A 19,594-nucleotide genomic window follows, 5' to 3' on the forward strand; every position below is an offset into this window, starting at 1 on the left:
TGCGGTCTTGGTGGCGGATTTCCTTGCCGGGGACTTTCCCGCCGATGCCTTCTTCGTGCCCTTCTTCGCGGCCTTGGCCAAGATCAACTCCAGCGCCTGCTCCATCGTGATGTCTTCGGGCGCAACCTCGCGGGGCAGGGTCGCATTGACCTTTTCCCATTTGACATAAGGGCCATAGCGCCCGTTCATCACCTGAATTGCACCCCCTTCGGGATGATCACCCAGTTCCTTCAGCGGTGCCGCCGCAGCGGCGCGTCCGCGCGTTTGCTTTGCCGCCAGCACCTCGACCGCCCGGTTCATGCCGATGGTAAAGACCTCGTCCACATCCGGCAGGTTGGCGTATTTGCGATCATGCTTCACATAGGGACCATAGCGCCCGATCCCCGCCTCGATCATCACGCCGTCATCGGGATGTGGTCCGACCGGGCGCGGCAGCGACAGAAGTCGCAACGCCTTTTCCAGATCCATGGTCGCCGCGTCCCAGCCCTTGGGGATCGAGGCCCGAGGCGGCTTCGGCACCTCTTCGGTCGCCTCGCCCCGCTGCACATAGGGTCCGAAACGCCCGGTCTTCAGGCTGATCTCGTCGCCATCGTCATGACCCAGCACCCGGTCGCCCACCGGCTGCTCGCCATCGGGGGCGGAGAGGGGGCGGGTATAGCGGCATTCGGGATAGTTCGTGCAGCCTATGAAGGCGCCCCCCGACCGCGCGGTCTTGAGGTTCAGCCGGCCCCTGCCGCAAAGCGGGCATTCGCGCGGATCGCCGCCATCGGCGCGCGGCGGATACAGATGCGGCGCCAGCGCATCGTCGATCGCCTCCAGAACCTCGGAGATGCGAAGTTCGGACGTGCCCTCCAGCGCCTTTGAAAAATCCTTCCAGAACCTGCCCAGAACCTCGCGCCAGACCAGATCGCCGGCGCTGATCTCATCCAGTTCGTTTTCCAGATCGGCGGTGAAGTCATAGCTGACATAACGCGGGAAATACTTGACCAGAAAGGTCGTGACCAGCCGGCCCTTGTCCTCGGGGATCAGCCGGTTCTTGTCCTTTCGGACGTATTCGCGGTCCTGGATGGTCGTGACGATGCTGGCATAGGTCGAGGGACGGCCGATGCCCAGTTCCTCCATCCGCTTGACCAGGGTGGCCTCGGTATAGCGGGGCGGGGGCTGGGTGAAATGCTGGCGGGCGGCGGTGCTGGCGGCGTCGTTGACCAGAAGGCCGGGGGCGGCGCGCTGGCCCTGCGGCGCCTCGGGCAGATCGTCGCCCTTGTCCCGCGCCTTCGAGAACTCGGCATCGAACGCCTTGCCGACCAGTTTCGCGGCCTCGCCTTCGGTGATCGCCGGCAGGCGGGCGCTGTCTTCGCCCTCGTCATCGTCGCGGCCCTGGTCATAGACGCGCAGAAAACCGTCGAACAGCATCACCTGACCGGTCGCGCGCAGGCCGACCTGGCCATCGGGGCTTTCGATTTCGGCTGTCGTGCGCTCCATCCTGGCGGCTTCCATCTGGCTGGCGATGGTGCGCTTCCAGATCAGGTCATACAGCTTGCGCTGGTCATCGGCGCTGACCTTCAGTCGGTCCGGCGACAGCATCATGTCGGTCGGGCGGATGCATTCATGGGCTTCCTGCGCGTTCTTGGCCTTGTTCTTGTACATGCGCGGCGATTTCGGCAGGTATTTTTCGCCGAACTTGGTCTTGATCGCGTCGCGGGCAGCCATCACCGCCTCGGGGGCCATGTCGATCCCGTCGGTCCGCATATAGGTGATCAAACCGGCCTCGTAGAGACGCTGCGCCGTGGACATGCAGGCCCGCGCGCCCATGCCCAGCTTGCGGCTGGCCTCTTGCTGCAGCGTCGAGGTCATGAAGGGCGGCCAGGGATTGCGGCTGGCGGGCTTGGCGGTGACGCTGGCGACACGCAGATCGCGGCTGGTGACCGCGCTGACGGCCATCGCGGCCCTTTCGGCGTCGGGCAGGTCGAATCGGTCCAGCTTCGAGCCGGCCAGCGACACGAGTTGCGCGTCGTATTCCTGTCCCCCCGGCGTCGCAAGACGGGCATGGACGGACCAGTATTCGCGCGCCTTGAATGCCTCTATCTCCATCTCGCGATCGACAATCAGGCGCAGGCAGACGGACTGGACGCGACCCGCCGATTTCGCGCCGGGCAGCTTGCGCCACAGCACGGGCGACAGGTTGAAGCCGACCAGATAATCCAGCGCGCGGCGGGCCAGATAGGCATCGACCAGCGGCTGGTCGATCTGGCGCGGCTGCTTCATCGCCTCGGTCACCGCGGCCTTGGTGATGGCGTTGAAGGTCACGCGATTGACCGCGCTGCCTTTTTTCAGTGCCGGCTGCAGCGCCTCCAGCAGGTGCCAACTGATCGCCTCGCCTTCGCGGTCGGGGTCGGTAGCAAGGATGAGAGTCTGGTCGTCCTTCAGCGCGTCGCGGATCGCCTTGAGGTGCTTCTTGCTGTCGCTGGCGATTTCCCACTTCATCGCGAATTCACTGTCGGGATCGACGCTGCCGTCCTTGGGCGGCAGGTCGCGGACGTGGCCAAAGCTGGCCAGCACGCGATAGTCGCCGCCGAGGTATTTCTCGATGGTCTTGGCCTTGGCCGGGGATTCGACGACGACAACGGGCATTCTGACCTCGGGGGTGTCTGCAATGGGGCGGCAACATGGTTGTGTGCCGAGGCGGTGTCAACGCCCGTCGCGTCAGCGGCTTCTCCCAGGGGCCTGGACGAAGGGGGATGGCCGGCCGCATTCGCCGCTTGGTCCAGAACGCGGCGGACGACGTGCCAGGGGGATGTCGCGCGGGGCGATGATCAGCTCAGCGCCAGTCTGCCGCCCGCCAGCCGCGTCAGACGTCCCTGCAGTTCCAGCGACAGGATCGCCGCGCAGGCTGCGGCGGCGGGGACGCCCAGATCGCGGATCAGGTCGTTTTCCTCGGTCGGGCTGGGCGTCAGGCGCGACAGGATTCGCGATTCGAGGTTGACCGGCCCGCCCTGATCCGCGATCCGCGACGGCGTGGCCGATCGCTGGGCATCGCCGGCGGCAGACCGGGGCGCCGGGATCGGGCCGGCGTTTGCGGACAATTCGGTCGATCGCGCCGGGGCTTCGCCGGGCCGCGACATCAGCGCCGCCGCCACATCGGCGGAATTGCGCACCAGCAAGGCTCCGTCGCGGATCAGTGCATTGCAGCCCGCAGCGCGGGCATCCATCGGGTGGCCCGGCACCGCCATGACCTCGCGGCCCTGATCCAGCGCGTTCCTTGCGGTGATCAGCGTGCCCGACCGATGCGCGGCCTCGATCACCACGACCGCGCGCGACAGGCCCGACACGATTCGGTTCCGCGTCGGGAAATGCCGGGCGGCGGGTTCGGTCCCCGGCGCCTGTTCCGAAACCAGCACACCCTGTTCGGCGATCTGGGCTGCCAGGACGACGTTCTCAGCCGGGTAGATGACATCGACGCCGCCCGCCATCACCGCCACGGTGCCACTGCCCAGGGCGGCGTTGTGGGCTGCGGTGTCGATGCCACGGGCAAGGCCCGCGACGACCGTATGCCCGGCCTCGCCCAGCCCTGCCGCCATCCCGCGCGCCATGCGCAGGCCCAGCGACGAGGCGTTGCGCGCCCCGATCACAGCGACCGGATTGCGCGACAGCCATGCCGGATCGCCGCGCACCCACAGGATTGGCGGTGCGCCGTCGATCTGGCGCAACTGGGCGGGATACAGCGGGGAATCGCAGCGGATCAGCCGCGCCCCGGCCTTGCGCCCGGCATTCAGTTCGGCCGCGGCCACGCCTTCGGGACAGGCTTCGTAATCCGTCATCCCGGCCTCGGCCGCGATTTCCGGCAAAGCCTCAAGCGCGGCCGTGGCGCCGCCATGTTGAGCCATCAGCCGATGAAAGGTCGCCGGTCCGACCCGGCGCGAGCGGATGAGACGCAGGACGTCGAGGTCGTCATCCTTCGCCGGCGCGGCGCTGTTGGGCATGTCCGAGGGAATGAACCCGGTATCCATGGTGCCTCCGTCTCATCCAGAGGCCAGCCTAGCGCAACAAGGGTTAATACAAGGTTACCGGGACGGGGGTTTCTGCGCTGCCGGGCGCGTTCACGCGGCCGAGCCGCCGATCGTCAGCCCGCCGATCATCAGGGTCGGCTGGCCGACGCCCACAGGAACCCATTGCCCCTGCTTGCCGCAATTGCCGATGCCGGGATCCAGCGTCATGTCGTTGCCGATGGCGCGGATTTTCCGCAATGCCGTCGCACCGTCCCCGATCAGCGTCGCGCCCCTTATCGGATCGCCGATCCGGCCGTCCTTCACGCGATAGGCCTCGGTGCAGGAAAAGACGAACTTGCCGTTGGTGATGTCCACCTGGCCGCCGCCGAATCCCACCGCGTGGATGCCGTCCTTCAGATCGGCGAGGATCGCGGCCGGATCGGCATCGCCACCGGGCATGTAGGTATTGGTCATGCGCGGCATCGGCGCATGAGCGAAACTTTCGCGCCGCCCGTTGCCCGTGGGCGCCACCCCCATCAGGCGGGCATTCTGGCGATCCTGCATGTAGCCCGTCAGAATCCCGTCCTCGATCAGCACGTTGCGGGCGGGCGGGGTGCCCTCGTCATCGACGCCGATGCTGCCGCGCCGGTCCGGGATGGTGCCGTCATCGACCACCGTCACGCCGGGCGCGGCGACGCGGTCGCCCATCAGCCCGGCGAAGGCGCTGGCCTTCTTGCGGTTGAAGTCTCCCTCAAGCCCGTGGCCCACGGCCTCGTGCAGCAGGATGCCCGGCCAGCCGGGACCAAGAACGACATCCATGACCCCGGCGGGCGCGGGGACCGAGCGCAGGTTGACCAGCGCGATCCGCAGCGCCTCGTCCACGGCGCTCTTCCAGTGGTCCGGCTGCATCAGGCCCTTCAGCGAAACCCGGCCGCCGCCGCCGTGACCGCCGGATTCGCGGCGATCGTTGTTCTCGACGATGACCGCGACATTCAGTCGCGCCATGGGCCGGATATCGGTGACCAGACCGCCTTCGGGGCGCAGGATGGCGATTTCCTGCAGCGAGGAGGCCAGCGAGACGGTAACCTGCACCACCCGCGGATCCAGCGACCGGGCGTAGTCGTCGATCTCGCGCAGCAGGGCGATGCGGCGCGAGATGGGGATCCCCTCGGCCGGGTCCGCGGCGGCATAAAGGTGTTGCGCCCGCATCGGCGCCGGATCGGCCAGCACGGCGCCGCCCCGGCCCACGGCCAGTCGCGCGGTCTGGGCGGCACGGCGCAGCGATGTCTCGGAAATCTCGGTGGAATGGGCGTATCCTGTCACCTCGCCGCGCACGGCGCGCAGCCCGAAACCCTGGTCGGCTGTATAGCCGGAATTGCGCAGCCGCCCGTCGTCGAAGACCAGGCTCTCCGAGACCGAACGTTCCAGAAAAAGTTCGCCGTCTTCGGCCCCCGACACCGCCTCGCGCAGGATCGCCAAGGCGCGATCGCGATCCAGATACAGGGCGAACGGGTCAAATCTGTCGCGGGTCATGGCGGGGTAAACTCCGTTCGTCGGGCGGGCGGCCGGCGTCCGCGAAGACGCGGGCGGGCGGTCACTTTCGCAGATATCTTCTCGGTATCACTTGCCCGAGAGCGCAAGATATGGTCATAGAACGGTCACTGTGAAAGGAAAAGGGGCGGCCTGCCGGCGGCCCTTGCGGCCATGTCGGCCGGGCCAACGCAACGGGATGGGATGATGGCAAAAGCGATGATTCGCCGGGCAGTCGCGGCAGCTTCGGGGCTGGCAACGACGGGAATGATGGCCAGCGCGGCAATGGCGCAGGATGTGCTGGGCGATCTGCCGGTCATCGGCAAACCGCAGGCGAGGGGGATCGGCTTTCAGCCCGCCTCGACGGAACTGGCGCGCGATCAGCAATGGCTTGACGGTTTCGTTCTGATCATCATCGCCTTGATCACGGTCTTTGTCTGCGCGCTGCTGCTGATCGTGATCTTCCGGTTCAACAGCAAGTCGAACCCGGTTCCCGCCAAATTCACCCACAACACGCCGATCGAGATCGTCTGGACACTGGTTCCGGTGCTGATCCTGGTCGTGATCGGGGCCTTCTCCTTGCCGGCCCTGTTTCGCAGCCAGGAAATGCCGCCCAATCCCGACCTGGTGATCAAGGTGATCGGCAACCAGTGGTACTGGTCCTACGAGTATCCCGACAACGATATCAGTTTTGATTCCCTGCTTCTGGCCAAGGAAGAACTGGCCGCTGCCGGCTATTCCGAGGACGAATACCTGCTGGCGACCGACAACGCTGTCGTGGTGCCGGTCGGCAAGACCGTGCTGCTTCAGGTCACCTCGAACGACGTGATCCACAGCTGGACCATTCCGGCCTTCGCGATCAAGCAGGACGCCGTTCCCGGCCGCATCGCGCAGGCCTGGTTCAACGTCGAACGGGAAGGCGTCTTCTTCGGCCAGTGCAGCGAATTGTGCGGCATCAACCATGCCTACATGCCCATCGTCGTGAAAGCCGTCAGCCCCGAAAAATATGCCGCCTGGGTGGCCGAACAGGGCGGCACCATGCCTGCCGATCAGGCGACCGCGCTGAACCTGCCCGCCGACAGCCAGGTCGAACTGGCCAAGGCCGAGTGATCGGACCCGGACGCATCCCATGAGCGACATCCACGCATATGACGGCGCCCCCGAGGCCGAATTTCAGGACTATGTCGCCCTGTTGAAGCCGCGTGTCATGTCGCTGGTCGTGTTCACGGCCTTCGTCGGGCTGCTGGTAGCGCCGGTCACGGTTCATCCCTTCATCGCCTTCTGCGCGGTGATCTTCATCGCGCTTGGCGGCGGCGCGGCCGGCGCGCTGAACATGTGGTCCGATGCCGATATCGACGCGGTCATGAACCGCACCCGGAACCGTCCGATCCCCGCGGGCCGGATCCAGCGGGGCGAGGCCCTGGGCCTGGGCATCGCCCTGTCGATCATCTCGGTGATGATGCTGGGTCTGGTCGCGAACTGGTTCGCGGCGGGCTTTCTGGCCTTCACCATCTTCTTCTACGCCGTCGTCTATTCGATCTGGCTGAAACGGTCGACGCCGCAGAACATCGTCATCGGCGGCGCGGCCGGGGCCTTTCCCCCGATGATCGGCTGGGCCAGCGCCACCGGAGGGGTCGGCATCGAACCGCTGTTGATGTTCGCCCTGATCTTCTTCTGGACACCGCCGCATTTCTGGGCGCTGGCGCTGTTCATGAAAGAGGATTATCACAAGGCCGGCGTGCCGATGCTGACCGTCACGCATGGCCGCGCGGCCACCCGCCGTCACATCTTTGCCTATACGCTGGTGCTTGCGCCCTTCGCGCTGTGGCTGGGCCTGACGCCCGTCGGCGGGTCGCTGTATCTGGCGGTTTCGGTCGTTCTGAACGCGCTGTTCATGGCCGGCGGCTGGCGCATCCTGAAGCGCGACGAAGAGACGGCTATCGCCGATGGCTATGCGTTCGAGAAACGGTTTTTCAGACTGTCGCTCTATTACCTCTTCCTGCATTTCCTGGCGTTGCTCGTTCAAAATCAATGGGGAGCCTGGTGATGCCGATGCAAGCGGAACACGAACTTCACCGCCGCCGCTGGTCGCGCAACGTGGGTCTCGGGCTGGTTCTTGCCAGCCTGGTCGTGCTGGTTTTCGCGCTGACGGTGGTCAAGGTCCGTCAGGGCGACCTGATGGAAGGATACGACTATCAGCCGCGGGCGTCCGTCCTGCCGCCGGCAGCGGCCGCGCCTGACGCGCCCGCCCGGGCGGAAGAAAAAGAAATGCAGCCATGAGCCGCAATTCCCGCACCGTTCTGGGCCTTGTCGCGGTCGTGCTGACGATGGGCGCGCTGTCCTGGGCCGCGGTGCCGTTCTACAACTGGTTTTGCAAGGTGACCGGGTTTGCCGGAACCACACAGGTGTCGAAAGAGGCTCCTGACCAGGTTCTGGAGGAAATCGTCCGCGTCCGTTTCGATGCCAATGTAGACAAGGATGTGCCGTGGACTTTCCGGCCGATGCAGAAGAAGATGGAAGTCCGTATCGGCGAGGACTCGATGGCCTATTACGAGGCAATCAACAACAGCGACGAGACGATCACCGGCACGGCCAGCTACAATGTCGCGCCCGATGTCGCCGGATATTATTTCAGCAAGATCGCCTGCTTCTGCTTCACCGAGCAGACGCTGAAACCGGGCGAGCGGGTCGAAATGCCGATCAATTTCTATGTCGATCCCGACCTGCTTGCCGACGGCGACGCAAGCTGGGTGCGTGACATCACCCTGTCCTATACCTTCCACCGGACCGAGCCGAAACAGGCGGCGCTTGACGCCCAGCCGGCCAGCAACGTCAACTGATCCAGAAAGAGGAGCCGACGGGGACCCGACCATGGCGCATGCTAAGAATCACGACTACCATATCCTTTCGCCCTCCATCTGGCCCTTCTTCGGCGCGGTCTCGGCGTTCTTCATGCTGTATGGCGCCGTGGGCTGGATCAGTGCCGACGATGTTCGCCTGTTCTGGATTCCGGTCAGCGGGCCCTGGCTGTTCCTGATCGGTTTCGTCGGTGTGCTGTATGTCATGTACAGCTGGTGGGCCGACGTGATCCGCGAAAGCGAGGCGGGCGATCACACCCCGGTCGTGCGGATCGGGCTGCAATACGGCTTCATCCTGTTCATCATCTCGGAAGTGATGTTCTTCGTTGCCTGGTTCTGGAACTGGTTCAAGAACGCGCTGTATCCGATGGGACCGCAAAGCCCGATCAAGGATGGGGTCTGGCCTCCGGAAGGTATCCAGCCCTTCAATCCGTGGGAACTGCCACTGATCAACACGCTGATCCTGCTTCTGTCAGGGGTTGCCGTGACCTGGGCGCATCATGCGTTCGTGCATGAAAACGACCGCAAGACCACGATCAACGGGCTGATTGTCGCCATCCTCCTGGGGCTCAGCTTTTCGGCGCTGCAGGCCTACGAATACTTCCATGCAGCCTTCGGCCTGTCCGATACCGCCTATGCCAGCGCCTTCTACCTGGCGACCGGCTTTCACGGCCTGCACGTCATCATCGGCACCATCTTCCTTGCCGTCTGCCTGTTCCGCATCATGCGCGGCCAGATGGACCAGAAACAGCATGTCGGCTTCGAGGCCGCCGCCTGGTACTGGCACTTCGTGGATGTCGTCTGGCTGTTCCTGTTCGGTGCGGTCTATATCTGGGGCAGCTGAACCGGTATGTTCCGCGAAAGGCGCGCGGGGCCCGGCCTCGCGCGTTTTCCATGGCGAAAGGAAGATCGTGCGACAGGCGGCGGAACCCGCGGTTCCGCAGGATCAACAATGATGACACGCTATCTGTTTCCCGCCCTTCTCGGTCTTGTCGGCTGCGCTATCCTGATCAGTCTTGGCCTGTGGCAACTGCGCCGGATGGACTGGAAGGAAGGCGTGCTGGATCAGATACAGGCGCAGATCGACGCTCCGGCCATACCGCTGCCACAGTCGGTCGATCCGTCGATGAAATACATGCCGGTCACGATCAGCGGCACCACGACCGGCGATGAAATCGACATTCTCTCGGGCACCAAGGAACATGGTGGCGGCTATCAGATCGTGTCGCGCTTCATCACCGATGACGGCCGCGCCATCATGGTCGATCGCGGCTTTGTGCCGCAAGAGGATCGCTATGTCGAACGCGGACCCACACGGCTGACGATCCGGGGCAATCTGCATTGGCCGGACGAGAAGGGCGGTTCCACGCCCGATCCGAACCTTTCGGAAAACATCTGGTTTGCCCGTGACGTGCCCGCGATGGCGAGTCAGCTTGACACGCTGCCGATCCTCGTCGTCGCAAGCGTCGTGGAGGGCGATGCCCAAGGCGTCGAGCCGATCCCCGTCTCGATTCAGGGGATCCCCAACAATCACCTGTCATACGCGGTCCAGTGGTTCATGATCGCCGCCGTCTGGGCAGGGATGACACTGGCCCTAATCTGGCGTATCAGGCAGCGGCGATACTGAAGGGGTGGCGATGCGTTACGTCTCGACGCGGGGAAAGGCCCCGGTCCTCGACTTTGAACAGGCGATGCTGTCGGGGCTGGCGCGTGATGGCGGTCTGTATCTGCCCGAGACCGTTCCGGCGCTGTCCGGCCTGAATGACCTTGACGGCCTGCCCTACGAAGAGGTCGCCTTTCGCGTGATCCGTCCCTTTACCGGCGACAGCTTCACCGATGTCGAATTGCGCGGCGCCATCGAACGCGCCTATGCGCGCATCGAACACGCAGCCAAGGCGCCGCTGCATCAGCTTGCGCCGGGCCACCACCTGCTGGAACTGTTCCACGGCCCCACCCTGGCCTTCAAGGATTTCGCCATGCAGCTGATCGCCCAGCTGTTCGAGATCGCGCTGAAACGGTCGGGCCAGCGGATCACCATCGTCGGCGCGACCTCGGGCGATACCGGCTCTGCGGCGATCGAGGCGTTCCGGGGCATCGACAATGTGGATGTCTTCATCATGTTCCCGCATGGCCGCGTGTCCGAGGTGCAGCGCCGCCAGATGACCACGCCCGATGCGGCGAATGTGCACGCGCTGGCCCTCGACGGCCATTTCGACGATTGTCAGGCGCGGCTTAAGGATCTGTTCAACGACCATGATTTCCGCGACGGCGTCGGGTTGGCAGGGATCAACAGCATCAACTGGGCGCGCGTTGTGGCGCAGATCGTCTATTATGTCACCGCGGCCGCGAGCCTGGGGATGCGCGACACGGATTTCTGCGTCCCGACCGGCAATTTCGGCGACATCTTCGCCGGCAGCATGGCCCGCGCCATGGGCGCGCCGATCCGGCGCCTGATCGTGGCCACGAACCAGAACGACATCCTGCACCGCGCGCTGAGCACGGGCGAATACCGGGTGGGCGAGGTCGCGCCTTCGATGTCGCCGTCGATGGATATTCAGGTCAGCTCCAACTTCGAACGGGCGCTGTATCTGGCCTATGGCGGCGATGCGGGCGCGATCGCGCAATTGATGGAGGAACTGAGATCAGGTGGTTTCACCGTCAGCCAGGGCGCGCTGCAGGCGCTGCGCGCGCAATATGTATCTGGGCGTGTCGGCGAAGAGGAAACACTGGCCACGATCCGCACCATTCGCGCCGAAACCGGTCAGATCCTGTGCCCGCACAGCGCCGTGGGCGTGGCGGTCGCGCGCCATCATGCCGAACCCGGCGTGCCCATGGTGACGCTGGCCACGGCCCATCCCGCGAAATTCCCCGATGCGGTCGAAAAGGCCGTGGGGATCCGCCCCGCCTTGCCGCCGCACATGGCGGGGCTGTTCGATCTGCCGGAACGTGTGACGAGGGTCGAAAACGACACCGCCGCGCTTGAGGCGCTGATCCTTGAACGGAGAACGATTTGACCACCGATCCTCATCTTCGCGTCACCACATTGCCGAACGGCCTGCGCATCGCCACGCGCGACATGCCGGGTCTGCATTCCGCCGCGCTTGGCGTCTGGGTGAACGCCGGAGGTCGGAACGAACGCGCCGAACAGAACGGCATCGCGCATTTTCTGGAACATATGGCCTTCAAGGGCACGGCGACGCGCAGCGCGCTGCAGATCGCCGAGGCGATCGAGGATGTGGGCGGCTTCATCAACGCCTATACCTCGCGCGATGCGACCGCCTATTATGTCCGGGTGCTGGAACAGGACGTCGATCTGGCCTTCGACGTGATCTCGGACATCGTGCTGAACCCGATCTTCGACGAGCGCGAGATCGAGGTCGAACGCGGCGTGATCCTGCAGGAAATCGGGCAGGCGCTGGACACGCCCGATGACATCATCTTCGACTGGCTGCAGGAGGCTGCCTATCCCGATCAGGCCATCGGCCGCCCGATCCTGGGTCCGGCCGAGCGTGTCAGCCGCTTTGGCCGGCCCGATCTGGCCGGGTTCGTGGCCGAGAATTATGGCCCCGGCCAGATGATTGTCGCGGCGGCCGGCGCGGTCGATCACGACCGCATCGTGCGCCTGGCCGAGACCGCCTTCGGTCATCTGTCGCCGATTCTGCAAAACCCGCGCGCCGGCGCCGTCTGGCAGGGCCGCGAGGTGCGCCGCGTCAAGAAGCTGGAACAGGCCCATTTCGCCCTGGCATTGGAAGGACCGGGCTACCTGTCCGACGATTACTATGCCGCGCAGATCTTTTCGGCCGCGCTTGGCGGCGGCATGTCGTCGCGACTGTTCCAGAAAATCCGCGAGGAACGCGGGCTGTGCTATACGATCTTCGCGCAATCGGGGTTCCACGACGATACCGGAATGATGACGATTTATGCCGGAACCGGAGGTGGCGACATCGCCGATCTGGCGATGCTGACCATTGACGAGGTTCGCCGCGCCGCCGGCGACATCAGCGAGATCGAGGTCGCCCGCGCCAAGGCGCAATTGCGTGCGGGCCTGCTGATGGGGCTGGAAAGCCCCTCGGCGCAAGCGGAACGGATCGCGCGGGTTCTGGCGATCTGGGGTCGGGTTCTGGACCCCTCCGAGGTAGCGCAGCGGATTTCCGACGTGACGCTGGGCGATGTGCGCGCCCATGCCGAAAGGCTGATCGGGCGGGCGCGGCCTGCGCTGGCGCTTTATGGTCCTGTCAAGACCGCTCCGTCGCGTGGGGTTCTGGCCGAAAGGCTTGCCGCCTGATGTTTTCGCGGCGGCGTCCCGTGCGGCTGGAAACCGAGCGGATCGTGCTGCGCCTGCCGGCCCATTCGGACTTCAGCGCCTGGACCGCGCTGCGGGTCGACAGCCGCGCTTTCCTGACCCCCTGGGAGCCGGTCTGGTCATCCGACCATCTGACCCGCAAGAGCTTCACCAACCGCGTCTACTGGGCCGCCCGGGCCAGTCACGGCGGCAGCGCGCTGCCATTGTTTTTGCTGCGCCGCGACGGCGTGCTGCTGGGCGCGATCACGCTGGACAATATCCGGCGCGGTCCCGCCCAGACCGGCACGATCGGCTACTGGATCGGCCGGCCCTTCGCGCGGCAGGGCTATATGCGCGAGGCGATCGGCGCGCTGGTGCATCATGCCTTCACCGCGCTGGACCTGAGCCGGGTCGAGGCCGCCTGCCTGCCCGAGAACGCTGCCTCCCGGGGCGTTCTGGAGAAATCGGGTTTCAAGTATGAGGGCGTGGCGCAAAGCTATCTTCAGATCAATGGGCGCTGGCGGAACCATGTGCTTTACGCCAATCTGCGCAGCGACAGGCGGGGGCGCAGCGAGGCGCGCTGATTTTGCGTCCCGCGACGGCCGGTGGGGCCAGCCCCCCCGGACCCCCCCGAGGTATTTGGAAAGAGGGCGAGAAGATGGGGCTGGAACCGGCGGACGAGCGGCTGGCGGCGATCTTGCCGAGGGATGTGCTGCGCGAGGTGACGCCGGCCTATCTGGAAGAGCCGCGCGGCCGGTTTCACGGGCAGGCCGGGCTTGTCGCGGCGCCGCGCGATGCCGAAGAGGCGGCGGCGGTGATCCGGGCCTGTGCCAGGGCGCGCGTGGCTGTGGTGCCTCGCGGCGGCGGGACCGGGCTGGTCGGCGGGCAGATCATGGCCGGGGGGCCTGCGCCCCTGATCCTGTCACTGGAACGAATGAATGCCATTCGCGCGGTCTTTTCCGACGAGGCGGTGATGATCGCCGAAGCCGGCGCGACCCTGCAACAGGCCCGCGATGCCGCCGCCGAGGCGGGCCGGCAATTTCCGCTGTCGCTGGCCTCGCAGGGGACGGCGCAGATCGGTGGAGTGCTTTCCACCAATGCCGGAGGCGTGAACGTGCTACGCTATGGCAATGCGCGCGCCCTGTGCCTGGGGATCGAGGCGGTGTTGCCATCGGGCGTGGTGATGCGCGACCTGAAACGGCTGCGCAAGGACAATACCGGCTATGACCTGCGCGATCTTCTGATCGGGGCCGAAGGCACGCTGGGCATCATCACTGCCGCCTCGCTGGTTTTGGCCCCGATTCCGGCCGAATCGGGCGTGGCGATGTTGTCGGTGGAAAGTCCGGGCGCGGCGCTGAGCCTGCTGTCGCTGGCGCAGGCAAGGATGGGTGGCGGGGTCACGGCCTTCGAGCTGATTTCGGGTCAGTCCTTCGATTTCCTGAATCGGTATTTTCCGCAGATGCGACAGCCCTTTGCCGAGCCACCGTCCTGGTCGGTGCTGATCGAGGTCGGATTGCCCGCCGGGCTGGCCGCCGGCGAGGCGCTGGAAGGTCTGTTCCTCGCAGCCTCGGAGGATGGATTGGCGAGCGACGGCGTGATCGCGCAGTCGGGACAGCAGGCCGCCGATCTGTGGTCCCTGCGCGAACACATCCCGCTGGCCAATCGCGCCGTCGGAGCGATTGCCAGCCACGACATCAGCCTGCCTCTGTCGGAGGTCGCAAGCTTCATCCGCGATGCGCAGGCGATGCTGGCGGCCGCGGGCGACATGCGGATCAACTGTTTCGGCCATCTGGGCGACGGCAACCTGCATTTCAACCTGTTTCCCGCCAAGGGGCGCCGTCGCGAGGATTATGATTCCATTCGCGAGGCCCTGTCCCGGCGCATCCACGAGATGGTCGTGGCGCGGGGCGGGTCGTTCTCGGCCGAACACGGGGTGGGGCGGCTGAAGGTCGGCGATCTGGAACGCTGGGGCGATCCGGCGCGGCTGGCGGCGATGCGGGCGATCAAGCAGGCGCTGGATCCGCTGGGGATCATGAATCCCGGCGCCGTTCTGGGCTGACCGGCAACCCCTGTCCCGCATTGCCTTTGTGGCGTCGCGATGCATGATGGAGCAGGGGAGGGGGGCGACGATGCGATTGCGGTTCACCTATGCGACCGAGCGGGCCCGGCTCTACGAGCGGTATATCCCGTTCCTGGTCGCGATCCTGATGATGCCGGCGGGGCTGGCCTTGTTGGGCGTCGCGCCGGTGCTGGGCAGTCTGGTCGCGGTGCTGGGCCTGATCGGGACCGCGATCGGCATCTATGATCTGGGCCAGACCCAACACACCCTGATGCGCAATTATCCGCTGGCTTCGCGGTTGCGTTATCTGCTGGAACATTTCCGCCCCGAGATCCGGCAATATTTTGTCGAGAACGATCATGACGAGACGCCGTTCTCGCGCGAACAGCGGGCCGTCGTCTATCGCCGCGCCAAGGGAATCGAGGGGGTGCGTCCCTTCGGCACGCTCTGCAATGTCTATGCGGATGGCTATGAATGGCTGAACCATTCCCTTGCCACGCCGCATATCGAGGGACAGGATTTCCGGATCCGCGTCGGCGGGCCGGATTGCAGGCAGCCCTATGACAGTTCCGTGGTCAATATCTCGGGGATGTCCTACGGCGCCTTGTCGCCGCACGCGATCGAGGCGCTGAACCGCGGCGCGAAGGCCGGCGGGTTTGCGCATACGACGGGCGAGGGGTCGATCTCGCGCTTTCATCGCATGGGCGGCGATCTGATCTGGCAGATCGGCTCGGGCTATTTCGGCTGCCGGGACGCGGCGGGTCGGTTCGACGCCGAAAAATTCCGCGCGGCGGCGGCGGATGGCGCGGTCAGGATGATCGAGATCAAGCTGAGCCAGGGTGCAAAGCCCGGCCATGGCGGCATTCTGCCGGGGCCCAAGGTCAGCGAGGCCATCGCCGAGGCGCGCGGCGTTCCGGTCGGCAAGGCTTGCGTCAGCCCTGCATCGCATTCGGCCTTTTCCAGCCCGCGCGGCCTGTGCGATTTCATCGCCCGGCTGCGCGAGTTGTCGGCAGGCAAGCCGGTCGGGATCAAGCTGTGCATCGGTCATCCCTGGGAATGGTTCGCGATGGCAAAAGCCTTTCAAGAGACCGAAATCGCCCCTGATTTCATCGTGGTGGACGGCGGCGAGGGCGGTACCGGTGCGGCTCCGGTCGAATTCGCCGATCACAAGGGCGCACCACTGCGCGAGGGGCTGATGCTGGTGCACAATACCCTGACCGGACTTGGAATCCGGGACCGGATCAAGCTGATCGCATCGGCCAAGATCATCACCGCCTTTGACATCTGCCGTATCTCGGCGCTTGGCGCGGACGGGGTGAACATGGGACGCGGCTTCATGTTCGCGATCGGCTGCATCCAGGCGCAGGCTTGCCATACCGGCAAATGCCCGACCGGGATCACCACGCAGGATCCGGGCCGCTACCGGGCGCTGGTCGTGCCCGACAAGGCGCAGCGGGTGGCGCGATTCCACAAGGCCACGATGTTCGCGCTGAAGGAAGCCTGCGAAAGCAGCGGGTTGTCCCATCCCGACGCGTTCACGCCGCATCACCTGATGATCCGTACCGGCCCGCGCGAGGTGCGGTCTGCCGCGAGCCTTTATGACTGGCTGAAACCGGGCGCGCTGTTGCAGGGGGACGTGGATCATCCGGCGTTCCGCAAATACTGGCACCGGGCGCGGATCGGGGATTGGGGAATGGCCGAGGCGGCCTGGTGAGCGTTGCGCAAGATGCGGCGCAAGCAGCGTACGTTGCGTGACACAGGCTGGCAGCCGGCAGCGCAGAAAAACCAGCAAATGCCGGGCGCGACCGGTCACAGGCCGTACACCGGACCTGCACAGCCTGTACACCGCGCGGGCACCGCCTGCGAATTTCGCCGGGATGTTGCCTGTGGACGGAAGCCGTCCCGTTCGCAATCCAGGGCGGCCTGATTGCCTCATCGGTTCCTTCGGCAACACTTCCCTTGCGCCAACCCCGATCCGGAACGGCAGCTTGTCGTGCATTGCCATCATTGATACCCTCGGCGGTGAACCGGGCATCGCGAACACTCCATGTTCGAGCTACACCGACACCGCCGATACGAGGTTTCAGATCGCTCGACTTTGCCCTGGAGGCGAACAGGAAATGAACGGACTTGTCGCGACACTTGCGGTTGCGCTTTTCATGGCCGGGCCAGCCCTCGCACAATCCTTGCCGCCCGGTCTTGTCGGGCGTTGGGACGTCTCGCAGGAGGCTTGCGCCGCGTCCGGCACTTCGGTGAGCCAGATCGACATCCTGCCTGACCGGATCGACACGTTCGGCGGCAACGCCATCCTGCGAGAGGTCGAAAAGATCGGCGATGTCACCTTCGTGGCCGGCGATTTCGAGCAGCGCGAGGGGGCCGAGCAGATCGCGCCGCCTACAGGCGAATATTTTCGCTTTGACCAGCGAGACGGGCCGGACCGGATGACTTTCGTCTGGAAGGACGTACAGAGGACCGCCCTCGTCAGATGCGGAAAGGCGGTGGTGGAGAAGAAAGCCGTGGACCTCGCCCCCAGGCCGCCAGCCGCGAACGAACCGGGATATGACGGGCAGTTGCCGATCCCCCTCGGACTTTGGGTCATTGCGGGAGAATCCTGCCAGAACCCCGCCAATGCGGGCTGGCGCGTCTATGACGGCGCGGGCCTGCGCGGCGCGTCGAGCATTCGCTGCGAAATCGACGCCACCCAACGGCAAGGCGAAAGCATCCTGTTTTCGCAGCTCTGCGAGGCCAGCTATGACGGCAAGGTCCGGGCCACGCGGGACAGGATCACCATCACCGCGCCGCGACGGTTCACGCTTCTGGAAGCTGCCGGGGAAAGTCCTGACGAAGACGCTGGCCGGTCAGGCCAGAACTTCAACTGGTGCGGACCCCAACTTCAGCCGTGAACCGACGAGGGGCTGTCGATTTCGGCCAGGTGTTCCGTATGGTTCCAGCCCCGCCCGTCGAGGCATCCCGAGAGCCGACACGGACGCTACCGCGACGGCTGAACCGTTTCACTCCGCCGTCCCGCTAGGTCGCGCCCCTACATGATCGATTGCTACCATGGCGAGATCGAGGCGGCGGCCAGAGGCCCCTGCGCAGGAGAGGGAGGGTCATAGGTAAGTCCTCTCAAACAGGCGAGACGGAAGGGAATCGGCAACGCGCTTTCGCATTGCAATCATGGGGCCGGACGGCCGCGAATGGCGGCCTTGAAGCCGCGATAGCACCAATGTGCCTCAATCTTGATTGATCAAGGTTTCAAACGGCTGCCATCGCGAATTCGGCTTTCCCTGTGGGCCGGAAAATTCGAAAAAACACCCGCCGCCATTTGCGCCCTGATCGAATTCACGGCTAATGGGATCGCCGGAGAGATAGCAAAACAAGAGCGTTCCGACGCCTCCGTGACCAACGAACAGAACGTCGCCTGTCTCGCAATTGCGCAAACAATCCTGAACCTCTGCGACAATACGGGCTTGAGCCGCCCTTGCGGTTTCCCAGCCCCGCACGCTTTCCTCTGGACAGCCAAAAAATTGATCCACAACGGACTCAAACTCGTCTGGCGGAAGAAAGCCAGTCGCGCTGCGATCATTCTCGTGCATTGCCTCCCGCACCTTCAGCCGGCACCCGAGTGATTTGGCCAAGGGCGTCGCTGTTTCAATTGCTTTGGTTTCGGCGCTGCTGATCACATGTCGGGTGCCAGTTAGTGCGTCAGACGCTGCAAGGGCCGCAATGCGTCCTAGGCCTACCTCGCTTAGCGACCAGTCGGGGATCGGCTTGGTCGGATCAATGACGACTTGCGGGTGCGAAAGATATCGAATGGTCCGATGCATGGCCGAATCATATCAAATTGCGAATGGTTGCGAAGTCCCGCTTTCCCGCCGATCATGCGCGGTGCGGCCGTTGTCCGGTCCCCGGCCAAGGCCGTCATCGTCGGCGCCCTACCGCTCGTTCGCGCCCTTGCCGGCGATGATGCGGTCGCGGAATCTGGTGATGCGGGCGATGCGGGTCTGGGGCTTTTTGGCGGTGGCCAGGGCGACGGCATAGCTGTTGCGGCGGCCGGGGCTCAGGGCTGCGAAGGCTTCGGCCAGTTCGCTGTCGTCGTCCAGCGCGTCCAGCAATTCCTGTGGCAGATCGCGGGCAGTATCGTCCCGGGGCGGCTTGAGGCCGCGTTCGGCGCAATCCATCGCCTGGCCCAGAAAGGCCCGGATCGCGTCGGCGCGGGCTGCGACCTGCGCCGCGTCGGTAAAGCGGATCGCGTCGGGGTGACGGGTGTTCGGGCCCTGCCGTTCCAGCAGGGCGTGGGGGTCTTTCAGCAGGGCGGCGTTGAAGAAGGTCAGCCGGAAATCGCCGCGAAAGGCGCCGATCAGCGCGATGTTGCGGCCCGAATGCATGTAGCAGGGATGCCCCCATTTCACATGTTCCGAGAGCCCGGCATCACGGCAGATCCGGCGCAGCGCCGCCAGTCCGGCGCCCCAGAGGCGGGTGGAACAGCCGGCCGTGTCGAACCGGTCGCAGCGGCCGCACCCCTTGGTAAAGTAGTCCTCGATCCGGGTGATCATCCTGAACCCCCCGGCTAGTCGCCGTCAAAGCAACATAATGCGTGCACGCCGATCCCCTGCGCCTCCAGCACCTTTCGTCCGCCCAGATCGGGCAGGTCGATGACGAAGGCGCAACCGATCACCTCGGCGCCCAGGCGACGGCACAGCGCGATTCCCGCCGCCGCAGTCCCGCCCGTGGCCAGCAGATCGTCCACGATCAGCACGCGCTCGCCCTCGTGCAGGGCGTCGTCGTGGATTTCCATCACCGCCTCGCCATATTCCAGCGCGTAAGCCGCCGAGATGACGGGACCGGGCAGCTTGCCCTTCTTGCGGATCGGCACGAA

The 19,594-nt window shown here is 65.2% G+C and carries 18 protein-coding genes; 12 read left to right on the top strand and 6 right to left on the bottom strand.

Translation table 11 applies throughout. The annotated features are described in order from the left end of the window. From topA to tldD, 3 genes are all read right to left on the bottom strand, one after another. Window positions 1–2,631 (bottom strand): type I DNA topoisomerase (gene topA, locus B4A72_RS09770; protein ID WP_292953249.1); only part of this gene is annotated, 2,631 nt, incomplete at its 3' end. Window positions 2,632–2,813: 182 nt separating this feature from the next. Continuing rightward, the gene (gene dprA / locus B4A72_RS09775) at window positions 2,814–4,007 is read right to left on the bottom strand and encodes a DNA-processing protein DprA (protein WP_292953246.1); all 1,194 of its coding nucleotides are present in this window, start codon (window positions 4,005–4,007) and stop codon (window positions 2,814–2,816) included. A 90-nt stretch (window positions 4,008–4,097) separates the two neighbouring features. Next, a complete protein-coding gene (tldD, locus tag B4A72_RS09780; RefSeq protein WP_292953243.1) occupies window positions 4,098–5,519 on the bottom strand; it encodes a metalloprotease TldD in 1,422 nt (473 codons plus the stop codon). A 201-nt stretch (window positions 5,520–5,720) separates the two neighbouring features. On the opposite strand from tldD, the gene coxB reads away from it, so the two are divergent. From coxB to B4A72_RS09840, 12 genes are all read left to right on the top strand, one after another. Beyond that, the gene (gene coxB, locus B4A72_RS09785; protein ID WP_292953240.1) at window positions 5,721–6,626 is read left to right on the top strand and encodes a cytochrome c oxidase subunit II; all 906 of its coding nucleotides are present in this window, start codon (window positions 5,721–5,723) and stop codon (window positions 6,624–6,626) included. A gap of 19 nt (window positions 6,627–6,645) precedes the next feature. Beyond that, window positions 6,646–7,563 (top strand): heme o synthase, encoded by a 918-nt coding sequence (gene cyoE / locus B4A72_RS09790; protein ID WP_292953237.1) that lies wholly within the window; start codon window positions 6,646–6,648, stop codon window positions 7,561–7,563. Continuing rightward, window positions 7,563–7,796, top strand: a complete 234-nt coding sequence (locus B4A72_RS09795; RefSeq protein ID WP_292953234.1) for a hypothetical protein — start codon at window positions 7,563–7,565, stop codon at window positions 7,794–7,796. Before cyoE ends, B4A72_RS09795 begins: the two co-directional genes overlap by 1 nt. Continuing rightward, on the top strand, window positions 7,793–8,356 hold the full coding sequence (locus tag B4A72_RS09800; RefSeq protein ID WP_292953232.1) for a cytochrome c oxidase assembly protein: 564 nt from the start codon (window positions 7,793–7,795) through the stop codon (window positions 8,354–8,356). Before B4A72_RS09795 ends, B4A72_RS09800 begins: the two co-directional genes overlap by 4 nt. A gap of 31 nt (window positions 8,357–8,387) precedes the next feature. Next, on the top strand, window positions 8,388–9,218 hold the full coding sequence (locus B4A72_RS09805) for a cytochrome c oxidase subunit 3 (protein WP_292953229.1): 831 nt from the start codon (window positions 8,388–8,390) through the stop codon (window positions 9,216–9,218). A 108-nt stretch (window positions 9,219–9,326) separates the two neighbouring features. Further along, complete coding sequence (locus B4A72_RS09810) at window positions 9,327–10,001, top strand: SURF1 family protein (protein WP_292953226.1); 675 nt, start codon at window positions 9,327–9,329, stop codon at window positions 9,999–10,001. Window positions 10,002–10,011: 10 nt separating this feature from the next. Further along, a complete protein-coding gene (gene thrC / locus B4A72_RS09815) occupies window positions 10,012–11,388 on the top strand; it encodes a threonine synthase (protein WP_292953223.1) in 1,377 nt (458 codons plus the stop codon). Continuing rightward, on the top strand, window positions 11,385–12,659 hold the full coding sequence (locus B4A72_RS09820; protein ID WP_292953220.1) for a M16 family metallopeptidase: 1,275 nt from the start codon (window positions 11,385–11,387) through the stop codon (window positions 12,657–12,659). The genes thrC and B4A72_RS09820 overlap by 4 nt, the downstream gene beginning before the upstream one ends. Further along, window positions 12,659–13,240, top strand: a complete 582-nt coding sequence (locus B4A72_RS09825) for a GNAT family N-acetyltransferase (RefSeq protein WP_292953217.1) — start codon at window positions 12,659–12,661, stop codon at window positions 13,238–13,240. The genes B4A72_RS09820 and B4A72_RS09825 overlap by 1 nt, the downstream gene beginning before the upstream one ends. Before the next feature lie 74 nt (window positions 13,241–13,314). After that, the gene (locus B4A72_RS09830; RefSeq protein WP_292953214.1) at window positions 13,315–14,715 is read left to right on the top strand and encodes an FAD-binding oxidoreductase; all 1,401 of its coding nucleotides are present in this window, start codon (window positions 13,315–13,317) and stop codon (window positions 14,713–14,715) included. A gap of 70 nt (window positions 14,716–14,785) precedes the next feature. Further along, the gene (locus B4A72_RS09835) at window positions 14,786–16,429 is read left to right on the top strand and encodes an FMN-binding glutamate synthase family protein (protein ID WP_292953211.1); all 1,644 of its coding nucleotides are present in this window, start codon (window positions 14,786–14,788) and stop codon (window positions 16,427–16,429) included. Between the two features lie 37 nt (window positions 16,430–16,466). Further along, entirely contained in the window at window positions 16,467–17,618 is a 1,152-nt protein-coding gene (locus B4A72_RS09840; protein ID WP_292978464.1) for a hypothetical protein, read from the top strand. Window positions 17,619–17,948: 330 nt separating this feature from the next. On the opposite strand, the gene B4A72_RS09845 is transcribed toward B4A72_RS09840, so the two are convergent. The 3 genes from B4A72_RS09845 to B4A72_RS09855 all read right to left on the bottom strand — a co-directional run. After that, on the bottom strand, window positions 17,949–18,542 hold the full coding sequence (locus B4A72_RS09845; protein ID WP_292950997.1) for a histidine phosphatase family protein: 594 nt from the start codon (window positions 18,540–18,542) through the stop codon (window positions 17,949–17,951). A 108-nt stretch (window positions 18,543–18,650) separates the two neighbouring features. Next, window positions 18,651–19,271, bottom strand: a complete 621-nt coding sequence (locus tag B4A72_RS09850; protein ID WP_292950995.1) for a YdeI/OmpD-associated family protein — start codon at window positions 19,269–19,271, stop codon at window positions 18,651–18,653. A gap of 14 nt (window positions 19,272–19,285) precedes the next feature. Continuing rightward, window positions 19,286–19,594, bottom strand: a 309-nt coding sequence (locus B4A72_RS09855) for a purine phosphoribosyltransferase family protein (RefSeq protein WP_292978466.1), incomplete at its 5' end; no start/stop codon positions are given.

The organism is Paracoccus sp. UBA5162 (assembly GCF_002413585.1).
GTDB lineage: Bacteria > Pseudomonadota > Alphaproteobacteria > Rhodobacterales > Rhodobacteraceae > Paracoccus.